Origin of the sequence: Aeromicrobium stalagmiti (assembly GCF_013283745.1) — a bacterium.
In the GTDB taxonomy this organism is placed as follows: Bacteria; Actinomycetota; Actinomycetes; order Propionibacteriales; family Nocardioidaceae; genus Aeromicrobium; species Aeromicrobium stalagmiti.
This window is the reverse complement of record NZ_JABSTZ010000001.1, coordinates 876,359-896,691: the sequence shown is the minus strand read 5'-3', so window position 1 is coordinate 896,691 and position 20,333 is coordinate 876,359. Positions and strand designations below refer to the sequence as shown.

Sequence of the window (20,333 nt, the reverse complement as noted above, 5' to 3'; positions counted from 1 at the left end):
GCCATGACAGCCCTGACCTATCGCTACGTCGCGCTCACCGACACCGGTCTGCGCCGTTCGACCAACCAGGACTCCGGCTACGCGAGCGATCGCCTGCTGGTCATCGCCGACGGCATGGGTGGTGCGGCGGCCGGCGACCTCGCGTCGTCCGAGGCGATGCACATCATCCGCCAGCTCGACCGTGACCTCGACGTCGACGCCCTCGACGCCCTCGAGCAGTCGGTCAAGCTCGCTAACGCCCGCCTCGGCGAGCTCATCCGCAAGGACCCCTCGGTCGAGGGCATGGGCACGACGCTCGAGGTCATGCTGTGGGACGGCGAGAAGTTCGCCGTCGCCCACCTCGGCGACTCCCGGGCCTACCGGCTCCGCGAGGGCACGCTCGCCCAGATCAGCACCGACCACACCTTCGTCCAGAGCCTCGTCGACGAGGGCAAGATCTCGCCGGCCGAGGCCCGCGTCCACCCGCACCGCTCGTTGCTGCTGCGGGCCCTGCTGGGCCGCGACGACAACAGCGCCGACCTGAGCTGGCTGCAGCCCCGGCTCGGCGACCGCTACCTGCTGTGCAGCGACGGCCTGACCGACATGGTCACCGACGACGTCATCCAGCAGGCCCTCGCCGCCGAGACGATCGACATGGCGGCCACCGAGCTCGTCCGCCTCGCGCTGGAGGCCGGCGGCGTCGACAACGTCACGGTCGTGATCGCGGAGTTCGTCGAGAAGGGCACCGACCCCGACGAGCACCTCTCGTCGTTCGACGGCCAGCCGCAGCTGGTCGGCGCGGCAGCCGGCCAGGCCCGTCCCCGCACGGGTGCCGCCGCCAGCGGCAGCGATCCGTCACCCTCTTTCGACCCCGAGGAGCTGCGCTACGCACCGCGTCCGCCCGGTCGCCGCCGGTGGCTGCGCTGGACCGCGGCCGTGCTGGTCGTCGCCGGCATCCTGACCGCTGCAGGCGGCTACGCCTACAGCTGGTCGCAGGACCAGTACTACGTCGGCGCTCAGGACGGCGAGGTCGTCGTGTTCAAGGGCGTCGACGCCAAGATCCCCGGCCTGACCCTGAGCCACGTCGACGAGGCCACCGGCATCCAGCTCACCTCGCTCAGCGACTTCCAGCGCCAGGAGATCGAGGACGGGGTCGAGGCCTCCAGCAAGATCGACGCGCTGCGCACGGTCGCCGACCTCGACGTCGCGACGCCGACACCCACCCCGACGCCGACCCCGACCAAGAAGGCGACGCCCCGCGCCACCAGGACCACCGCGAAGTCCACGGCTGCCGACGTCGCGTGGCTGCGATGACGACGCCCGTCTGGGTCCCCCGCAAGCGCCGAGGGGCGGAGTTCTTCCTGACCGTCCTGGCGGTCTTCATCGGCATCGCCGCCTACGCGTCGGTGGGACTCGGCGTCGAGGGCACCATCCCCGCCGACACCTACAAGCTCGGCGGCGCCCTCGTGGTCGTGGCGATCGCGACCCACCTGGTGGTTCGCCGCGTCGCGCCCTACGCCGACCCCGTGCTGCTGCCGCTGGTGATCGCGCTCAACGGGCTCGGCCTGGCCATGATCTATCGCATCGACCTCGGCTACGAGCAGGTCAATCCCGACTGGAAGGCGCTCGCCAACTCCCAGCTGATGTGGACCGGCTTCGGCATCGTGGCCTTCGCGATCGTCCTGCTGCTGGTGCGTGACCACCGCCGCCTGCAGGCCCTGACCTACACGTTCGGCTTCGCCGCGATCCTGCTGCTGGTGCTGCCGCTGCTGCCCGGCATCGGGCGCAACATCCGCGGTGCGCGCATCTGGATCGGCCTCGGCCCGTTCAGCTTCCAGCCCGGCGAGGCCGCCAAGATCTGTCTCGCGATCTTCTTCGCCGGCTACCTCGTGGTCAAGCGAGACGCCCTCGCCCTGGCGGGCCGTCGCTTCGCCGGCATCGACCTGCCGCGTGGGCGCGACCTCGGGCCCATCCTCGCCGGCTGGCTGATCAGCGTCGGCATCCTCATCTTCCAGCGCGACCTCGGCTCGTCGCTGCTGTTCTTCGGCCTGTTCGTCGTGCTGCTCTACATCGCCACCGAGCGGCCCGGCTGGCTCGTCGTCGGTGGCCTGCTGTTCGTCGCCGGCGCCTACATGGGCTACCTCGCGTTCGCCCACGTCCAGGTCCGCGTCGACGCCTGGCTCGACCCGTTCTCCGACCCCGACAAGAACTTCCAGGTCATCAACGGGCTGTTCGGGCTCGCCCACGGCGGCATCCTCGGCCAGGGGCTCGGGCAGGGCAGCCCCAACCTCACGCCGTTCGGCTTCTCCGACTTCATCGCCGCGTCGATGGGCGAGGAGCTCGGGCTGACCGGGCTCATGGCGATCCTGCTGATCTACGGACTCATCGTCGAACGCGGCCTCCGCATCGCCCTGACGTGCCGTGACGCGTTCGGCAAGCTGCTGGCCGCCGGCCTCGCCCTCTCGATCGCGATCCAGGTCTTCGTGGTCGTGGGCGGCGTGACCCGCCTGATCCCGCTGACGGGTCTCACCACGCCGTTCCTCGCGCAGGGCGGCTCGTCCGTCGTCATGAACTGGGCGATCATCGGCCTCCTGCTGCGCATCAGCGACCAGACCCGGCGACCCGCGCCCGAGATCTCCACCTTCCAGAGCGACGAGGAGACCCAGGTGGTGAAGCTGTCATGAACAAGCCCATCCGCAACCTCGCGATCGCCAGCCTCGTCATGTTCATGGCGCTGCTGCTCAACATCAACTACGTCCAGTTCGTCGAGGCCGACAGCCTCAACGCCAAGAACGGCAACAAGCGCGTCATCAACGAGGAGTTCTCCCGCGACCGTGGGGCGATCCTCGTCGACGGCAAGCCCGTCGCCGAGAGCGTGAAGTCCAAGGACGAGTACAAGTTCCAGCGCAAGTACCCCGAGGGCGGGCTGTACGCCCCGCTGACCGGCTACTTCTCCTACATCTACGGCCGCGGCGGCCTGGAGAACTCCCAGAACCGCGTCCTCTCGGGCAGCGACGACCGCCTGTTCGTCAACCGCGTCGTCGACCTGGTCTCCAACAAGCAGCCCAAGGGCGGCAGCGTCGAGATGACGATCGACCCGCTCGCGCAGAAGACCGCCGCCGACGGCCTCGAGGCCCTCGGCAAGGGCACCAAGGGCGCGGTCGCGGCGATCAACCCCAAGACCGGCGCGATCCTGGCGATGGTCAACCAGCCCACGTACGACCCCAACCGTCTGGCCAGCCACGACTTCGCCGAGGTGCAGAAGTCCTACGAGGAGCTCACCGCGGACGAGGACCAGCCGATGATCAACCGGTCGACGCAGCAGACGCTGCCACCCGGCTCGACGTTCAAGCTCGTCACCGCGGCCGCAGCCCTCGAGAACGGTGTCGTCGACGACCTCGACGACCAGGTCAAGGCCGGCGCCCGGCTCTCGTTCGGCGGCGGCATCACCTACACGCTGCCCAACGAGAACGGCGGCAACTGCGGCGGCGACAAGATCACCTTCGAACGGGCTCTCAACGTCTCGTGCAACACCGCGTTCGGCGGGCTCGCGCTCAAGATTGGGCAGGACGACCTCGCCGCCCAGGCGGCGAAGTTCGGCTTCGGCACCGACCCCCTGACCGGCCTGGCGATGAACCCCAGCCGCTTCACCTCCGGCGAGACCCCGCTCGAGCAGCCGCAGCTGGCGCAGTCCGGCATCGGCCAGTTCGAGGTCGCCGCGACGCCGCTGCAGATGGCGATGGTCGCCGGCGGCATCGCCAACGACGGCAACGTCATGAAGCCCTACATCGTCGACACCGTCCGCGCACCCAACCTGCGCGTGCTCGACAAGACCCAGCCCGAGCGCCTCAGCGAGGCGGTCAGCTCCGGCACCGCCCGCAAGCTGCAGGACATGATGGTCAGCACCGTCACCCAGGGCACCGCGACGTCCGCGCAGATCCCCGGCATCGAGGTCGGCGCCAAGACCGGCACCGCCCAGTCGACCGCGGACCGTCCGCCCTACGCGTGGTTCGTGTCCTATGCCAAGGACGGTGACGACGAGGTCGCCGTCGCCGTGCTCGTCGAGTCGAGCGACACCGCTCGCGACGAGATCGCCGGTGGACGCCTCGCCGGCCCCATTGCCAAGTCGGTCATGGAGGCGGTCCTCGGAAAATGACCGCCACACCGCACCGACATTCCCTCACGACACCTTCTGGGAGACTGACACCATGACCGAATCCGGCGACGAGACGATCCGCCTGGGCGACCGCTACGAGCTGGGCGGGCTGCTCGGCCGCGGCGGCATGGCCGACGTGCGCGTGGGTCGTGACCTGCGCCTGGGCCGCACCGTGGCCGTCAAGCAGCTGCGCGGAGACCTGTCGGCCGACGACACCTTCCAGGCGCGCTTTCGTCGCGAGGCCCAGTCCTCGGCGGCGCTCAACCACCCGTCGATCGTCGCGGTCTACGACACCGGCGAGTCGATCGACAAGCACGGCAGCCACGTCCCCTACATCGTCATGGAGTATGTCGAGGGGCAGACCCTGCGCGACATCATGCGCGGCGCGGAGAACGGTCGCAAGATCCTGCCCGAGCGGGCCCTGTCGATCACGGCCGACGTCTTGAGCGCGCTCGACTACAGCCACCGCTCCGGCATCATCCACCGCGACATCAAGCCGGCCAACGTCATGCTGACGCCGTCGGGCCAGGTCAAGGTCATGGACTTCGGCATCGCCCGCGCGATCGCCGACACGTCGTCGGCCATGACCCAGACAGCGGCGGTCATCGGCACCGCGCAGTACCTCTCGCCCGAGCAGGCCCGCGGCGAGACCGTCGACGCGCGCAGCGACATCTACTCCACCGGCTGCCTGCTCTACGAGCTGCTGACCGGTCGTCCGCCCTTCATCGGCGACAGCCCCGTCTCGGTGGCCTACCAGCACGTGCGCGAGGAGGCCCGTCCTCCGTCGCAGCTCAACCCCGACGTCAGCCAGGCCGTCGACAACATCGTCGCCAAGTCCCTCGCCAAGCGCGTCGACGACCGCTACTCCAGCGCGGCCGACATGCGCAAGGACATCGACCGGGTGCTCGCCGGACACCACGTCGACGCCCCCACGGCGGCCACCGCCGTGGTCCCGGGCGCGACCGCGGTGTCGCCGGCCGTCGCCGCTGCCCCGGTCTCGGGGGGAGCACGCCGGGCCGAGCCCGACCCGGAGGAAGAGGAGGACCGCACCGGCATGTGGTGGGCCGTCGCGGCCCTCGTGGGCGTCATCATCGCCGCGATCCTCGGTGTCCTCTGGCTGACGGGCGCGTTCGACAGCAACGAGAAGGCCGTCGTGCAGAAGGCGGTCACCGACGTCAGCGGGCGTAGCGTCGACAGCGCGACCCAGGTGCTCACCAACGCCGGCTTCGTCGTCGGCGAGCAGACCCAGCAGACCAGTGCCGAGGTCGACGAGGGTGACGTCATCGAGACCGACCCGTCGGCCGGCACGCAGGTCGACGAGGGCTCCACGGTCAACCTGATCGTCAGCTCCGGACCCGACCAGGTGACGATCCCCGAGCTGAGCAACTACTCCTACTCCGACGCCAAGCAGCTGCTGGAGGACCAGGGGCTGAAGGTCAAGAAGCAGACCCAGGACAGCTCGGAGGCCAAGGACACGGTCCTCAACAGCAACCCGCCGGCCAACACGGCCGTCGACGTCGGATCGACCGTCACGCTGATCGTGTCGAAGGGCCAGGTCGACGTGCCCAACCTCGTCGGCATGGACGTCGAGGACGCCAAGAGCACCCTCGACGACCTCGGCCTGAAGTACGAGGTCACCGAGGATCCCGCGTCGACCTCCCCCGAGAACCAGGTCACGGCACAGTCGATCGCCGAGGGCACCAAGGTCGCCCCGGGCACGTCGATCCGCCTGACGGTGTCGACCAACCCGGGTGACGCCGACGGTGGCAACACCGATGGCGGCGACGCCGACGCGGGCACGGACGCCGACGGCGGCCTGCTCGACGGCGGCGCCTAGGAGCTCGGCACCGTGGCGTGTGACAGCGCCACGGGGTTGGCGTAGGCCTTGACGGTGACGTCGGCGAGCTGCTCGATCTGCAGGCCCACGCCGTAGGTCTGGGCGTACGTCGCATAGCTCGCGGTGTCGGGCGACGTCGACATCGCACTGTTCATGCCGCTCTGGTCACCGATCGCCTCGATGACGTAGGGCGGCGAGTAGGGCACGCCGTCGAGGATCACGACGTTGCCGACGCAGCGGATGCCCGTCGTCGCCATGAGCCGCTGACCCTGCAGCGAGATGGCCTCGGCGCCACCGGCCCACAGGGCGTTGACGTAGGCCTGGATGTCCTGCTGGTGCACCACCTGCAGGTTGGGGTCGACGCCCGGCAGGTCACCGGCATCGGGCGCGTCGGTCAGGGTGACTCGCACTCCGGGACCCTGGACCGGGGTCAGCCCCGTCGCCGGCTCCAGTGCGGTGACCCGGTCGCGCAGCTTGTCGAGGTCGACGCCGGACACGCTGGACGACAGCTCGTCGATCTCGGACCGCAGCTCCTGGGCGTCGACCCGGCGCTCGTCGATGCGCTCGGACCGTTCCTTCAGCAACGACGCGATGTCACCGCCGGCCGGACGCAGGTCGGTGCCGTCGGCACTCACCGATGCCGAGACGAACAGGAAGCCGGTCAGGACGAAGATCCCGAGCACGACGACAGGCGACTGCTGGCGCGCGTGGGTTCCGTGCTTGGCCATGCCGCATTCCTCCCTGGTCTGACGCCGACTAGGCTATCCGAGACCACCTACCGATGCGGCTCGTGCCGCAGCAACCCACCGGAGCACGACGTGGCGAGAGACAAGACCCCCAAGGGCCCCAAGCCCCAGAAGATCGGCAACCGCTGGGCGGGGCCTGCGATGGTGACCTCGGCGATCATCGGCCTGATCTGGATCGTGGTCTACTACGTGCTCAACGGCCAGGACATCGACTACCCGTCGTTCCTCGACTGGTACGCCGACCTCGGCAACTGGAACCTCGTCGTCGGCATGGGCTTCATCGTGGCGGCGTTCGGCTTCGCCATGAAGTGGGAGTGACGCGGCGACAGGCCACGATCGGGTGAATCACACGGGTGTAGTTATCCACATCTGTGTGCACAGTTGTTGATAGTCACACGGGTGTGATTCACCCCCATGCGTCCTAGCCGGTGAGGGTGGACGACCGCAGCACGATCGCGACGATCGCCGCGATCCACAGGCCGGCGAACGTCACACCCTGGACCAGCTGCTTGCGGTCGCGCGGGGCGTAGGCGATCGCGGCACCGACGACGACCCCTGCGACGAAGCCGCCGAGATGTCCCTGCCAGCTGATGTTGCTGCCGGCGACGCTGATGAACGCGTTGATCGCCAGCAGGACCAGCAGCGTCGTGACGTCCTGCTTGGCCTTGAGCAGCAGCATGAGCGCCATGCCGAACAGGCCGAAGACCGCCCCCGAGGCACCGATCGTCACGGTCGCCGGGTCGGTCAGCAGATAGACGAAGGCCGAGCCGACGATCGCTGCGGTCAGGTAGGCCGCGGTGAACCGCGCCGACCCGATCGCACGCTCGACGAACGGGCCGAACAGGTAGAGCGCGTACATGTTGAACAACAGGTGCAGCACGCTGGCGTGCAGGAACGCCGAGGTCAGCAACCGCCAGTAGTCACCGTCGAGCGCGACGACATAGCCCTGCAGGGCGCCCTGCTGGAAGATGTCGCTCTGTCGATCGCCCGTCGCGATCTGCAGCACGTAGGCCGCGACGTTGATGCCGATCAGCACCAAGGAGACCGAGCCGGCGCGGCCTGAGATGGCCCCGCCGGCCAGGTTCTTGGGCTGCCGGATCGTCTTGGCGCCCTCGGTGATGCAGCTCGGGCACTGGAAGCCGACGGCGGCCTCTCGCATGCACTCCGGACAGATCAGCCGCTCACAGCGCTGGCAGGAGATGTAGGCCTCCCGGTCCGGGTGCCGGTAGCAGCGATAGTCCTCCGCCGGGAGGTTCACGAGCTAGCCGTCTTTGCGCGAGATCGTCAGCTTCTCGATCACGACGGGCTCGGCCGGCTTGTCGAACCGGTCGGTCGAGACCTGCCCGATCTTGTCGACCACGGCGCGGCTGACGTCGTCGGCGACCTCACCGAAGATCGTGTGCTTGCGGTTGAGCCAGGCCGTCGGGACGAGCGTGATGAAGAACTGCGAGCCGTTGGTGCCCGGTCCGGCGTTGGCCATCGCGAGCAGGTAGGGGCGATCGAACTGCAGGTCGGGGTGGAACTCGTCCTTGAACGTGTAGCCGGGGCCACCCGTGCCGGTGCCGAGCGGGTCGCCGCCCTGCAGCATGAAGTCCTTGATGATGCGGTGGAAGACCAGCCCGTCGTAGAACGGCTTTGTGGTGGGCTGGCGGGTCTCGGGGTCGAGGAACTCCTTCGTGCCCTCGGCGAGGCCGACGAAGTTGTTCACCGTCTCGGGTGCGTGGTCGGGGAAGAGCTCCACGACGATGTTGCCGTGGTTGGTCGTGAAGGTCGCGATGAGCTGCGAAGCCACAGGGGAATTCCTTTCGGTGTGCTGACCCCATCATTTCACGAATGGCCAACTCCACAGACGCGGCGGGCTGGGGCGACGCGCACCGATCCGCTGGCTATCGTGGGCGCCATGTCGAAGACCTCCGGGCGTCGCCCGTTCCGCACGCTCCTGATCCTGGCCGCCGCGGTGGGTGCCGTGCTGGCCTACCGCAACGCCGTCGCCGACCAGGGCGGCAGCTACGACCCGACCGGCTCGGGCTCGATCTGATGGGCGTCACGGTCGAGCGGACGCCCGAGGGCATCGCGGTCCTGACGTTCAGCGCACCGCCCGTCAACCTCTACTCGCTCGAGCTGCACGCCGAGCTCGATCGCGCCCTCGACGAGGTCGAGGCCGACCTGCCACGGGCCCTGCTCGTCCGGGCGGAGGGCAAGATCGTCTCCGGCGGCGTCGACGTCTCGCAGTTCCACGCGCAGAAGACGCAGGCCGACACGCAGGTGCTCTACGACCGCATGCTCGAGCTGCCCAACCGCGTCGAGGCGCTCGACGTGCCGACGTTCTTCGCCGCGCACGCCCTCACGCTGACGTGGGCCTTCGAGGTCGCCGTCGCGTGCGACATCATCCTGGCGTCCGAGAAGGCCAAGTTCGGCCTCGTCGAGCGGGTCATCGGGCTCACGCCGACGATGGGCGGCACGCAGCGCCTCGCTGCGCGCGCCGGCGTCGGGCGGGCCAAGGAGTTCGTGTTCAGCGGCGAGATCTACGATGCCGCGACGCTCGAGCGGTGGAACGTCGTCAACCGGGTGCTGCCGGTCGAGGGATTCGACGACGCCGTGCTCGACGTCGTCCGCCAGATCGCCGTCGGTCCGACCCGGGCGTTCGGTGCGGCCAAGCAGATCCTGCGGCACTTCGAGGCCGGCGGCGTGCCCGAGGCCAACGCCCACACGACCCGCATCGCGGCCGAGCTGTTCACGACCGACGACCTCCAGCACGGCATGGAGTCGTTCCTCACCGACGGACCCGGCCAGGCAACCTTCACGGGTCGCTGAGCCAGTGGGGTCGGTTTACCACGGTCCCTACGAAAACTGCATGGGGCGGACAGTCCGCCCGAGGAGAACGTCGTCCGCCCGGAGGAGATTCACCTCGGGACGACGAGGTTTGCCTCGGGCAGTCTGCTTTGCCTCGGGCGGACGCGTCTGCCCACGGACAACTGCGTAGGGACCGTGGTAAACCGACTCAGGCGGCAGCCGTGGCCTCGTCGGCGCGGATCGCCGCGGTGGCGCGGTGCTCGGCCCAGAAGCTCACGAACGGAACCGTGGCGAACAGCATCGTCGTGATGACGAAGGCCGGCTTCCAGTGGTGGCGGCGCGACAGGATCGCGATGAGGACGAGCAGCGCCATGAACAGGTAGCCGTGGATCATGTCGATGATCCCGATCAGGTCGGAGTTGCGGTTCCACCACGACGAGTCGTCGGTGCTCAGCTGCGCGATCCAGGCCCCGATCACGAAGATCAGGTTGATGCCCACCACGTAGGCGACGACTCGATATGCCTTGGCCAGTCCACTCACGACGTCAGGCTACCTTCGCCCGGGTAGCGGCCCGGGTCTCGGTCACCATGCGCCACCACATGAAGGCCGCGAAGAGGCCGAAGACCCACCACTGGAACGCGTAGGCCAGGTTGCGCAGGCCCACGGTCCACGACACGTCGCCGGCCACCGGCGGCGGGACGAGCTCGAGACCGCCGCTGCTCGCCTCGTCGGTGCTGATCGCGAAACCGGCGTAGAGGTCGTAGGGCGACTCGTTGAGCAGCGCGGGGATGCGGACCGAACCGATCGTGCGGGCGTCGGGGTCGAACCGGGCGTCGCTGCCCTCGCCCGGCACGAGGACGGCGCCGATCGTGACGGGTCCGCGGGGCACGGCGGGCAGCTCGGTCGGCGCGGTCGCCTCGGGCGCCCATCCGCGGACGACCATGAGGGCCCCCTGCTCGCCGTCGACCAGCAACGGCGCGAGCAGCCAGGCGCCCGTGCGGTCGTCCTGGTCCTTGCCGGTGACCCAGACCTGCTCGTCGGCCGGGGCGAAGGTGCCGTCGACCGTGACAGGACGCAGGTTGAGCTCGCCCGTGAACGGCTCGTCGGGAGCCCACAGCCCGTCGAGCGGCACCGTGGGGACGGTCCGCTTGTCGGCCTGCTCGTGCTCCTGGCGGGAGTCGTAGACGCCCGCCTGCCACAGTCCCATCGCGACGCAGAACACCAGCGCCACGACGCCGAGCACGTGCAGCCCGATCAGGCCCGGTGTGAACCAGGAGCGGATCGAGGAGTCGCTGGTCACGCCGTGAACGGCACGATGTCCGGGTAGAGCGGGAAGCGTTCGGTCAGGACCGTCACCCGCTTGCGGAGCCCCTCGAGGTCGACCTCGCCGGGCTGGAGGGCAGCGGCGATGATGTCGGCGACCTCGGTGAACTCCTCGGCGCCGAAGCCGCGGGTCGCGAGCGCCGGCGTGCCGATGCGCAGGCCCGAGGTCACCATCGGCGGACGCGGGTCGTTGGGGACGGCGTTGCGGTTGACCGTGATGCCGGCCTCGTGGAGACGGTCCTCGGCCTGCTGGCCGTCGAGCTCGGAGTCACGCAGGTCGACCAGCACGAGGTGGACGTCGGTGCCACCGCTCAGCACCTTGACGCCGGCAGCCGTCATGTCGTCGGCGAGCAGTCGATCGGCCAGGATGCGAGCACCCTGGATCGTGCGCTCCTGACGCTCCTTGAACTCCGGCTCGAGCGCCATCTTGAACGCGACGGCCTTGGCCGCGATGACGTGCTCGAGGGGTCCGCCCTGCTGGCCGGGGAAGACCGCCGACCGCATCTTCTTGGCGACCTCCTCGTCGTTGGTGAGGATGACGCCGCCGCGCGGACCACCGAGGGTCTTGTGCGTCGTGGTCGTGACGATGTGGGCGTGGGGGAGGGGGCTGGGGTGCAGGCCAGCAGCGACGAGACCGGCGAAGTGCGCCATGTCGACCCACAGCTTGGCGCCGACCTCGTCGGCGATCTCGCGGAACAGCGCGAAGTCGAGGTGGCGCGGGTAGGCCGACCAGCCGGCGATGATGACCTGGGGCCGGTGCTCGTGCGCCAGCGACCGGACCTCGTCCATGTCGACCAGGCCCGTCTCGGGCACCACGTGGTAGGCAATCGGGTTGTAGAGCTTGCCGGAGAAGTTGAGCTTCATGCCGTGCGTCAGGTGACCGCCGTTGGCGAGGTCGAGACCCAGGATCGTGTCGCCCTTGGTCGCGATCGCGTGCAGCGCCGCGGCGTTGGCCGAGGCACCGGAGTGCGGCTGGACGTTGGCGTAGCCGGCGTCGAACAGCTGCTTGAGGCGGTCGATCGCGATCGTCTCGACCTGGTCGACGAACTCGCAGCCACCGTAGTAGCGCTTGCCGGGGTAGCCCTCGGCGTACTTGTTGGTCAGTACGCTGCCCTGCGCCTCGAGCGCCGCGACGGGTGCGAAGTTCTCCGACGCGATCATCTCGAGCGTCGACTGCTGACGGTGCAGCTCGGCGTCGAGAAGTGCTGCGATGTCGGGGTCGAAGTCGGCGAGGTGATCGTTGTGAGCCATGCCCCCAGAGTAACGGGCCGTGCCGCGTGCGTGCCCGCCCGGATCCGTTCTGCGGCTAGTGGTCGCGACCCTGCAGGCCGGCCTGGCGCGTCACGAGCACCGCAGCCTGGGTGCGCCGCTCGAGACCGAGCTTCGACAACAGCTGGGTGACGTAGTTCTTGACCGTCTTCTCGGCCAGGAACATCTCGGCCGCGATCTGCCGGTTGGTGAGCCCCTCACCGATGAGGGTGAGGATGCGCCGCTCCTGCTTGGTCAGCGCCGCGAGCGGGTCCTCGGTGGGCTGTCCCTCGCGGATGCGGGTCAGCACCCGCTGGGTCACCGCGGGATCGAGCAGCGACTGCCCGGAGGCCACGCGACGCACGGCGTCGACGAGGTCGGTGCCGCGCACCTGCTTGAGGACGTAGCCGGCGGCACCGGCCATGATCGCCGCGAAGAGTGCGTCGTCGTCGTCGTAGGACGTGAGGATGATGACGGCGATCTCGGGATCGGCAGACCGCACCTCGCGACACACCTCGATGCCCGAGCCGTCGGGCAGGCGGGCGTCGAGCACGGCGACGTCGGGCTTGATCGTGGGGATGCGCTCAGCGGCGTCCTGGGCGAGGCCGGACTCGCCGACCACCTCGATGTCGGCCTCCTGCTCGAGCAGGTCCTTGAGTCCCCGCCGCACGACCTCGTGGTCGTCGAGCAGGAACAGCCGGATGGGTGCGTCGGTCATGATGCCTTCCTCGGTACGGTCCAGGTGATCGTGGTCCCGCTGCCCGGCTCGCTGCTCACCTCGCAGCGACCACCCAGCAGCATGGCCCGTTCCCTGATGTTGCGCAGACCGTTGCCGGCGGCGCCGTCACCCAGTCCACCCCCATCGTCCCTGACGGAGAGGTCAATCGCGTCCGCGACGTCGAGACCGACCCAGACAGCGGATGCCCCGGCATGCCGGACGATGTTGGACATCGCCTCGCCGAGGACGGCCAGCAGGTGCTCGCGGACGTCGTCGGTGACGACGCTGTCGACGGGCCCGGTGAGCCGTAGCTCGGGCTTGAAGCCGAGCAGCTTGGACGAGTGGTGCAGCACGTGGTCGAGCTCGGCCCGCAGGTCGCTCGACCCCGGTGCCGAGCTCAGGGCGAAGATCGTGCGGCGGATGTCCTTGATGGTCTCGTCGATGTCGTCGATCGCCGACGACAGGCGGTCGACGGCCGCGGTCGACGAGATGAGCTTCGTCGTGTTGTCGAGCATCAGGCCGATGCCGAACAACCGCTGGATCACCAGGTCGTGCAGGTCCCGCCCGATGCGGTCGCGGTCCTCGAAGACCGCCAGGCGGGCCTGGTCCTCCTGCGCCCGGGCCACCTGCAGCACCAGCGCGGCCTGGTCGGCGAACCGTTGCGGGACCACGGGATCGAGCTCCCACCGGTCGGTGTGGTTGCCCCTGAACCAGCCCACGATCAGTGCGCCGGTGTCGTCGCCACTGCGCAGGGGCAGCACCATCAACGACCCCAGATCGGGCCACGACCGTGTCTTGTGGGCTGCATAGCGGGGCTCGAGATCGGTGTCGGGGACGACGATCGTCTCGCGCTGCCGCGCGGCGTCACCGGCGACGCTGTGCTGGGAGTCGATCGTCTCGCCGAGGACACCGTCGGCCGCGACCCCTGCCACCGCCTCGACGACCAAGGTCTTCTCGTCGCGCGGCATGAGCAGGGCCACGAAGTCGGCGGCGGCGACGTCGCGGGTGCGGTCGGCGACGAGCTGCAGCGCCGTCGATCGCGACAGGTGCGACAGCAACGCCGTCGTGATCTCGGCTCCGGCCTCCAGCCACATGCGCTGCCGCTCGCCCTCCTCATAGAGGCGGGCGTTCTCGATGACCACCCCGGCGGCCGACGCCAGCGCGAGGGTGATCTCCTCGTCCTCCTGGCTGAAGCCGTGGCTCGAGCGCTTGCCGATCAGGTAGAGGTTGCCGAACAAGTAGTCGTGGATGCGGATCGGGACGCCGATGAACGCGGTGCGGTCCTTCTTGCCGGCCGGGCCCCGCTCGACCCGCGGGTCGGGCTGCTCGAGCAGGTCGACGAGCAGCTGGCGCCCGGGGTGCTCGTTGTCGACGACGCCGTCGATGCCGTAGGCCGCGAAGGTGCCGATCCGGCGGTCCGAGCGACGGTCGAGCACGTCGAGGAAGCCGCTCTCGGCGTCGACGAGCCCACCTGCCTGGCGGAGGATCCGCTCGAGCAGGCCCTCCAACGACAGGTCCGACGACATCGTCGCCACCGCGTCGAGGACGCTGCGGAGACGCTCTGCCGCGACTTTTGCACTCCCGGCCATCACACACTCCCTCACCGACAGCGTACGGACGCTGACACGCCACGTCCCGGCTTTGCGACCTTCGGCGACCAAGTCCGTGACCTAGGTCCCTGCCGAGATGTGGAGCAGCACGGCATCATGGGACGTGAAGAAATCTGGTCGAACAGGCTCTCCCTGCCTGGGTCCATCAGCGGGTCTCCCCCCGCCGGACCACTCGATGGGCCAGCGCCTCTCCCGGCACGCCTCCCATCACGACCCAGATTCGAACTGGTCGCAACTGACGGCGAATCCAGCTCACGGCCCCCGGCCGCGCACCGCGCGACGGGGGTCTTCGCCGTTCCCGGGTCGTTCGAGAATTGGTTGCCGCCGTCACCAAACTGCAATCTTCGAGACGGCCGCAGCCCCCGCCGCCGCGTGTAGCGTGCCGAAAAGGCTCGGTCCCATCATGTGGACATCCCGCCGTTCGCCCGTCCGGCGACGGCTCGACACAGAGGAGAGCAATGAGAAACATCCGTCGGGGAACCGCGATCATCGCGGCCACCGCAGTCGCCGGTGTCGCCTTGGCCGCGTGCGGCTCGGGCAAGAGCAGCGACGACTCCGCCGGTGGTGGCGGCATCATCGTCGGCACCACGGACAAGGTCGTCTCGATCGATCCTGCGGGCTCGTACGACAACGGCTCGCTCAACGTCCAGACGCAGGTCTACCAGTACCTCCTCAACTTCCCGGCCGGAAGTGTCGAGCCGACGCCCGACGCCGCCGAGAGCTGTGACTTCGACACCCCGACGACGTACGTGTGCACCATGAAGCCGGGCCTGAAGTTCGCCAACGGCAACGACCTGACCGCCTCCGACGTCGCCTTCTCGTTCAAGCGCATCGTCGACATCGCCGACCCGAGCGGCCCCTCGTCGCTGCTCGGCGCCATGAAGAGCGTCGAGGCGACCGACGACACGACCGTCACGTTCACGCTCAACGCGCCGAACGACCAGACGTTCCCGCAGATCCTCGTGACGTCGGCCGGTCCGATCGTCGACGAGGACACCTACCCCGCCGACAAGGTGCTCGACGACGACGCCGCGGTCGAGGCCAACGGCTTCTCGGGTCCCTACACGATCGCCAAGTACTCCAAGAACCAGCTGGCCGAGTTCAAGGCCAACCCGGACTACGACGGCACCTACGGCAAGGCCAAGACCGACACGGTCACGATGAAGTACTACGCCAAGCCCGAGAACCTCAAGCTCGACATCAAGAACCAGGACATCGACGTCGCGTTCCGCTCGCTCACCCCGACGGACATCGCCGACCTGGAGAAGTCCGACGGCATCAAGGTCGTGACCGGCGCCGGCGGCGAGCTGCGCTACATCACCTTCAACCTCAAGACGATGCCCGGTGACGACAAGGCGCAGAAGCTGGCCATCCGCCAGGCCATGGCCTCGTCGATCGACCGTTCCGAGCTCGCGACGCAGGTCTACAAGGACACCTTCACGCCGGCGTACTCGATGGTCCCGGACGGCCAGGCCGGCGCGACCGAGTCGTTCAAGGAGGCCTACGGCGACGCGCCCGACAAGGACGCCGCCCAGAAGCTCCTCGACGACGCGGGCGTCAAGACCCCCGTCACGATCAAGCTGCAGTACAACCCCGACCACTACGGCTCGAGCTCGGACCAGGAGTACAACGCGGTCAAGCGTCAGCTCGAGGCCAGCGGCCTGTTCAAGATCGACCTGCAGTCGACGGAGTGGGTGACGTACTCCGAGGAGTACAACGCCGACGCCTACCCGGTGTTCCAGCTCGGCTGGTTCCCCGACTTCCCGGACGCCGACAACTACCTGTCGCCGTTCCTGTCGCCGTACGACACCGAGAAGAAGAAGAACGGCAACTTCACCAACTCGCACTACAACGACGAGGCGACGGAGTTCGCGGACCCCACGATGAGCAAGCTCCTCGATGCCGAGCGCACCGACGGTGACAAGGCGTCCCGCGAGGCCACGCTGAAGCAGATCCAGGACCGCATCGCGTCCGAGGTGCCCTACCTGCCGCTGCTGACCGGCTCGCAGGTCGCGGTCGGCGTGGACGCCGTGAAGGGGCTCGAGGACACCCTCGACGCCTCCTTCAAGTTCCGCTTCACCTCGCTGTCGAAGTGACCCCGTGAAGAGGGGCGGACCCGCGTCGGGTCCGCCCCTCTTCCGCATGTCGAAGGAGAACCATGGCCACCGCCGAAGTCCTCGCCCCGCTCGAACCCAGCGGCTCCGAGCCGTCCGGGCCGCGCCGCGGCAGGCTCAGTCCACTCGCCCGCTACCTGCTCGTCCGCCTCGCGCTGCTGCTGCCCATGGTCTGGGTGCTCGTCACGATGGTGTTCCTGCTGATGCGCGTCATCGGCGACCCGATCCAGGCTGCCCTCGGCGGTCGCCTGACCGCCGAGCAGATCGCCGAGCGCAAGGCCGAGGCCGGCCTCGACCGGCCCATCCTCACGCAGTACTGGGAGTACATCTCCGGGCTGTTCCGTGGTGACTTCGGCACCACGCTGACCGACAACCGCAAGGTCTCGGACATCCTCGTCCAGAACGGCGCGGCGACCCTCGAGCTCGCGTTCTGGTCGCTGCTGGTCGCGTTCGCGATCGGCATCCCGCTGGGCCGCATCGCGGCCCGCTACCGCGACCGCGTGCCGGACGTCCTGCTGCGGCTGTTCTCGATCCTCGTCTACGCGGCGCCCGTGTTCTTCGTGGGCCTGCTGCTCAAGCTGGCGTTCACGCCGTTCGGCTGGCCCTCGTCAGGACGCGCGAGCATCTCCAACGAGCTGATCCTGCAGGACGTCCACCCGAAGACCAACATCATGATCGTCGACGCCTTCCTGTGGGGCGAGCCGTCGATCATCTGGGACGTCCTGCAGCACGCGATGCTGCCGGCGATCGCCCTCGGCCTGCTGACCGGCGGCGTCTTCCTGCGCCTCGTCCGGGTCAACCTGCTCCAGACGCTGCGGATGGACTACGTCACCGCAGCCCGCGCACGCGGCATCTCCGAGCGCCGGGTCATGAACAAGCACGCCTTCCGCAACGCCCTCGTGCCGGTGGTCACCGTCATGGGCCTGCAGATCGCGCTGCTGCTCGGTGGAGCGATCCTCACTGAGACCACGTTCGAGTGGAAGGGCCTGGGCTACCAGCTGTCCGAGTACCTCATCAAGCGTGACTTCCTGGCGGTGCAGGGCATCGTCACCCTCATCGCGCTGATCGTCGGCGCCGTGAGCTTCTTCATCGACGTCATCGTCGCGTTCGTCGACCCCCGAGTGAGGTTCTGAGATGCGCCGCCTGATCCCCTCCGTCGTCACGCAGTCCCACGGGCTGCAGCGCTTCATGCTGCTGCTGGGCTTCGGCCTGGTCGGCCTGTTCGTGTTCGTGGCGATCTTCGCGCCGTGGCTAGCGCCGTACGACTTCAACGCCGACCGCGCCGGTGGCGTCGTCTTCGGCACCCAGCAGGGCCCGTCGGCCGACCACTGGTTCGGCACGACCGTGGGCGGCACCGACGTGCTGTCCCGCGTCATCTACGGCGCCCGCACCGCGGTCGAGGTCATCGTGCTGGCCGTCGTGCTGTCTGGCCTGATCGGCGTGCCGCTCGGCCTCGTCTCCGGCTACCTCGGCGGCTGGCTCGACCGCATCCTCGTGCTGATCATGGACGCCCTCTACGCGTTCCCGTCGCTGCTGCTCGCGATCGTCGTCTCGATCGTGGTGTCCGGCGGCAACAGCGGAGCGGTCGGCGGCATCCTCGCCGCGGCCCTGTCGATCACCGTTGTGTTCGTGCCGCAGTACTACCGCGTGATCCGCAACGCGACGCTGTCGGTCAAGGCCGAGCCCTACGTCGACGCGGCCAAGGTCGTCGGCGTCCGCACGCCCCGCATCCTGCGCAAGCACATCTTCTCCAACGTGTCGTCGTCGCTGCCGGTCATCGGCACGCTCAACGCCTCCGAGGCGATCCTCACCCTGGCCGGTCTGGGCTTCCTCGGCTTCGGCATCGAGCCGTCGGCCGCCGCCGAGTGGGGCTACGACCTCAACAAGGCCCTGCCCGACGCGTCGTCCGGCATCTGGTGGACCGGTGTCTTCCCGGGCCTCGCGATCGTGCTGATCGTGCTGGGCGCGACGCTCGTCGGCGAGAGCCTCAACGACATCCTCAACCCGCTGCTGCGCACCCGTGGCGCCGACACCAGCGAGGCCGACCAGGCCGAGATCGAGCAGGAGTTCGCCGAGCTGGAGGGCACGGACGCGTCGTCGCTCGAGGCGGCCGGTGCCCCCGGGCCCGGGCTTGACGCGGAGAAGAAGGTCGCGGCCCTGTCGTTGACCGATCTCGCGGTGACGTTCCGCACCGACGCCGGCCAGGTCAAGGCCGTCAACGGCATCAGCTTCGACGTCGCCCCCGGCGAGGTCGTCGCGGTCGTCGGCGAGTCGGGCTCGGGCAAGTCGGTCAGCTCGCGCGCCGTCCTCGGGCTGCTCCCGTCGAGCGCCGAGGTCACCGGGTCCGCCCGTCTCGGCACCCGCGAGCTGCTCGGCATGCGCACCGGCGAGCTGCGGCCCATCCGCGGCGACCAGGTCTCGATGGTGTTCCAGGAGCCCGCCACCGCGCTCAACCCCGTCTACACCGTCGGCTGGCAGATCATCGAGGGCCTGCAGGCCCACCAGAAGATCTCCAAGAAGGCCGCCCGGGCCCGCGCGGTCGAGCTGCTCGAGCTCGTCGGCATGCCCGATCCGGCCGAGCGCGTCGACTACTACCCGCACCAGCTCTCGGGCGGCCAGAAGCAGCGCGTCGTCATCGCGATGGCGATCGCCTGCGATCCCGACGTGATCATCGCCGACGAGCCGACGACGGCCCTCGACGTCACGGTGCAGGCCGCGATCCTCGAGCTGCTCCTGTCGCTGCGCGACCGGCTCGGCACGGCGATCGTGCTCATCACGCACAACATGGGCGTGGTCGCGGACATGGCCGACCGGGTCGTCGTGATGTATCGCGGCACGATCGTCGAGCAGGCCCCGTCACGGCAGCTGTTCGCGGCGCCGAAGCACCCCTACACCCGCGCCCTGCTCGACGCCGTCCCCCACCTCGGCCAGGCGGACGGACCCGGTCTGGTCGACGACAACGAGCTGGTGCTGAAGGTCGACGACCTCGTCGTGGAGTTCCCCGGACGCTTCGGACAGCCGGCGTTCCGCGCCGTCGACCACGTGTCGCTGGAGGTTCGCAAGGGCGAGGTGCTCGGCCTGGTCGGCGAGTCCGGATCGGGCAAGTCGACGATCGGGCGCACCACGGTCGGGCTCCAGCAGCCGACCAGCGGCACGATCCACGTGTCGGGCAACCAGATCTCCGGCCTCTCCGACCGCCAGCTGCGCCCGCTGCGGTCGCGGTTCGGCTTCGTGTTCCAGGACCCGGCGTCGTCGCTCAACCCGCGCATGTCGATCGGGCAGTGCATCGCCGAGCCGCTGCACGTCCAGACCGAGATGACCCAGGCCGAGATCGACGCGAAGGTGCGGTCGCTGCTCGAGAGCGTCGAGCTGGGCGGTGCGTACGCCGAGCGGTTCCCGCACGAGCTCTCGGGTGGCCAGCGCCAGCGGGTCAGCCTCGCTCGGGCCCTGTCGCTCGACCCGGACCTGCTGATCGCCGACGAGCCGACCTCGGCCCTCGACGTGTCGGTGCAGGCGCGGGTGCTCGAGCTGTTCACCGAGCTGCAGCAGCGCCTGCAGTTCGCCTGCCTGTTCATCAGCCACGACCTGGCGGTCGTCGACACGCTCGCCAACCGGGTCGCGGTGATGCAGCACGGCAAGCTCGTCGAGATCGGCCCGCGTGACCAGGTGCTGGGCCACCCGCAGGAGGACTACACCAGGCGCCTCATCGCGGCGGTCCCCGTGCCCGACCCGGACGAGCAGGCCAGGCGCCGAGCCGAGCGCGGACGACTGCTGACCGACATCAGCTGAGCGCGACGGACGGGATTGC

Annotated in this window: 18 protein-coding genes; 10 read left to right on the top strand and 8 right to left on the bottom strand. The window is 69.0% G+C overall.

All coding sequences use genetic code 11. The features are described 5' to 3' along the window. Positions 1 to 3 precede the first annotated feature (3 nt). The 4 genes from HQK15_RS04345 to pknB are packed head-to-tail and all read left to right on the top strand — an operon-like array spanning position 4 to position 5,972. Positions 4 to 1,293 (top strand): PP2C family protein-serine/threonine phosphatase, encoded by a 1,290-nt coding sequence (locus HQK15_RS04345; RefSeq protein WP_173490173.1) that lies wholly within the window; start codon positions 4 to 6, stop codon positions 1,291 to 1,293. After that, positions 1,290 to 2,663 (top strand): FtsW/RodA/SpoVE family cell cycle protein, encoded by a 1,374-nt coding sequence (locus tag HQK15_RS04340; protein WP_173490172.1) that lies wholly within the window; start codon positions 1,290 to 1,292, stop codon positions 2,661 to 2,663. The genes HQK15_RS04345 and HQK15_RS04340 overlap by 4 nt, the downstream gene beginning before the upstream one ends. Then, a complete protein-coding gene (locus HQK15_RS04335; RefSeq protein WP_173490171.1) occupies positions 2,660 to 4,135 on the top strand; it encodes a peptidoglycan D,D-transpeptidase FtsI family protein in 1,476 nt (491 codons plus the stop codon). The genes HQK15_RS04340 and HQK15_RS04335 overlap by 4 nt, the downstream gene beginning before the upstream one ends. Before the next feature lie 52 nt (positions 4,136 to 4,187). Further along, complete coding sequence (gene pknB, locus HQK15_RS04330) at positions 4,188 to 5,972, top strand: Stk1 family PASTA domain-containing Ser/Thr kinase (protein ID WP_173490170.1); 1,785 nt, start codon at positions 4,188 to 4,190, stop codon at positions 5,970 to 5,972. On the opposite strand, the gene HQK15_RS04325 is transcribed toward pknB, so the two are convergent. Beyond that, positions 5,969 to 6,700 (bottom strand): DUF881 domain-containing protein, encoded by a 732-nt coding sequence (locus HQK15_RS04325; protein ID WP_173490169.1) that lies wholly within the window; start codon positions 6,698 to 6,700, stop codon positions 5,969 to 5,971. The two genes, pknB and HQK15_RS04325, sit on opposite strands and share 4 nt — an antisense overlap. Before the next feature lie 90 nt (positions 6,701 to 6,790). Between HQK15_RS04325 and HQK15_RS04320 the strand changes: the two genes are divergently transcribed. Continuing rightward, positions 6,791 to 7,036 (top strand): cell division protein CrgA, encoded by a 246-nt coding sequence (locus HQK15_RS04320; RefSeq protein ID WP_173490168.1) that lies wholly within the window; start codon positions 6,791 to 6,793, stop codon positions 7,034 to 7,036. A 103-nt stretch (positions 7,037 to 7,139) separates the two neighbouring features. Here HQK15_RS04320 and HQK15_RS04315 read toward each other — a convergent pair whose 3' ends face one another. Further along, positions 7,140 to 7,976 carry a rhomboid family intramembrane serine protease gene (locus tag HQK15_RS04315; RefSeq protein ID WP_173490167.1) on the bottom strand — a complete coding sequence of 279 codons (837 nt, stop codon included), beginning with the start codon at positions 7,974 to 7,976 and terminating at the stop codon, positions 7,140 to 7,142. A gap of 3 nt (positions 7,977 to 7,979) precedes the next feature. Further along, complete coding sequence (locus tag HQK15_RS04310) at positions 7,980 to 8,510, bottom strand: peptidylprolyl isomerase (protein WP_173490166.1); 531 nt, start codon at positions 8,508 to 8,510, stop codon at positions 7,980 to 7,982. Positions 8,511 to 8,618: 108 nt separating this feature from the next. On the opposite strand from HQK15_RS04310, the gene HQK15_RS04305 reads away from it, so the two are divergent. Both HQK15_RS04305 and HQK15_RS04300 read left to right on the top strand, forming a co-directional pair. Then, positions 8,619 to 8,756: a hypothetical protein gene (locus tag HQK15_RS04305; RefSeq protein ID WP_173490165.1), complete on the top strand. Its 138-nt coding sequence runs from the start codon at positions 8,619 to 8,621 to the stop codon at positions 8,754 to 8,756. Next, positions 8,756 to 9,532: an enoyl-CoA hydratase/isomerase family protein gene (locus tag HQK15_RS04300; RefSeq protein ID WP_173490164.1), complete on the top strand. Its 777-nt coding sequence runs from the start codon at positions 8,756 to 8,758 to the stop codon at positions 9,530 to 9,532. Before HQK15_RS04305 ends, HQK15_RS04300 begins: the two co-directional genes overlap by 1 nt. 187 nt (positions 9,533 to 9,719) lie before the next feature. Here HQK15_RS04300 and HQK15_RS04295 read toward each other — a convergent pair whose 3' ends face one another. Genes HQK15_RS04295 through HQK15_RS04275 form a run of 5 tightly spaced genes read right to left on the bottom strand, consistent with a single transcriptional unit; the run spans position 9,720 to position 14,390 of the window. Further along, positions 9,720 to 10,052: a DUF3817 domain-containing protein gene (locus tag HQK15_RS04295; protein WP_173490163.1), complete on the bottom strand. Its 333-nt coding sequence runs from the start codon at positions 10,050 to 10,052 to the stop codon at positions 9,720 to 9,722. Between the two features lie 4 nt (positions 10,053 to 10,056). Continuing rightward, the gene (locus HQK15_RS04290; protein ID WP_173490162.1) at positions 10,057 to 10,812 is read right to left on the bottom strand and encodes an SURF1 family protein; all 756 of its coding nucleotides are present in this window, start codon (positions 10,810 to 10,812) and stop codon (positions 10,057 to 10,059) included. Further along, the gene (glyA, locus tag HQK15_RS04285) at positions 10,809 to 12,086 is read right to left on the bottom strand and encodes a serine hydroxymethyltransferase (protein ID WP_173490161.1); all 1,278 of its coding nucleotides are present in this window, start codon (positions 12,084 to 12,086) and stop codon (positions 10,809 to 10,811) included. Before glyA ends, HQK15_RS04290 begins: the two co-directional genes overlap by 4 nt. Before the next feature lie 55 nt (positions 12,087 to 12,141). Continuing rightward, positions 12,142 to 12,801 (bottom strand): response regulator, encoded by a 660-nt coding sequence (locus HQK15_RS04280; RefSeq protein ID WP_173490160.1) that lies wholly within the window; start codon positions 12,799 to 12,801, stop codon positions 12,142 to 12,144. Further along, entirely contained in the window at positions 12,798 to 14,390 is a 1,593-nt protein-coding gene (locus tag HQK15_RS04275) for a sensor histidine kinase (RefSeq protein ID WP_173490159.1), read from the bottom strand. The genes HQK15_RS04280 and HQK15_RS04275 overlap by 4 nt, the downstream gene beginning before the upstream one ends. 479 nt (positions 14,391 to 14,869) lie before the next feature. Between HQK15_RS04275 and HQK15_RS04270 the strand changes: the two genes are divergently transcribed. From HQK15_RS04270 to HQK15_RS18430, 3 genes are all read left to right on the top strand, one after another. Then, entirely contained in the window at positions 14,870 to 16,507 is a 1,638-nt protein-coding gene (locus HQK15_RS04270) for an ABC transporter substrate-binding protein (protein ID WP_173490158.1), read from the top strand. A gap of 62 nt (positions 16,508 to 16,569) precedes the next feature. Next, complete coding sequence (locus tag HQK15_RS04265; RefSeq protein ID WP_173490157.1) at positions 16,570 to 17,658, top strand: ABC transporter permease; 1,089 nt, start codon at positions 16,570 to 16,572, stop codon at positions 17,656 to 17,658. 1 nt (position 17,659) lies between these two features. Beyond that, complete coding sequence (locus tag HQK15_RS18430) at positions 17,660 to 20,314, top strand: ABC transporter ATP-binding protein/permease (protein WP_254450668.1); 2,655 nt, start codon at positions 17,660 to 17,662, stop codon at positions 20,312 to 20,314. The last annotated feature ends 19 nt before the right edge of the window (positions 20,315 to 20,333 follow it).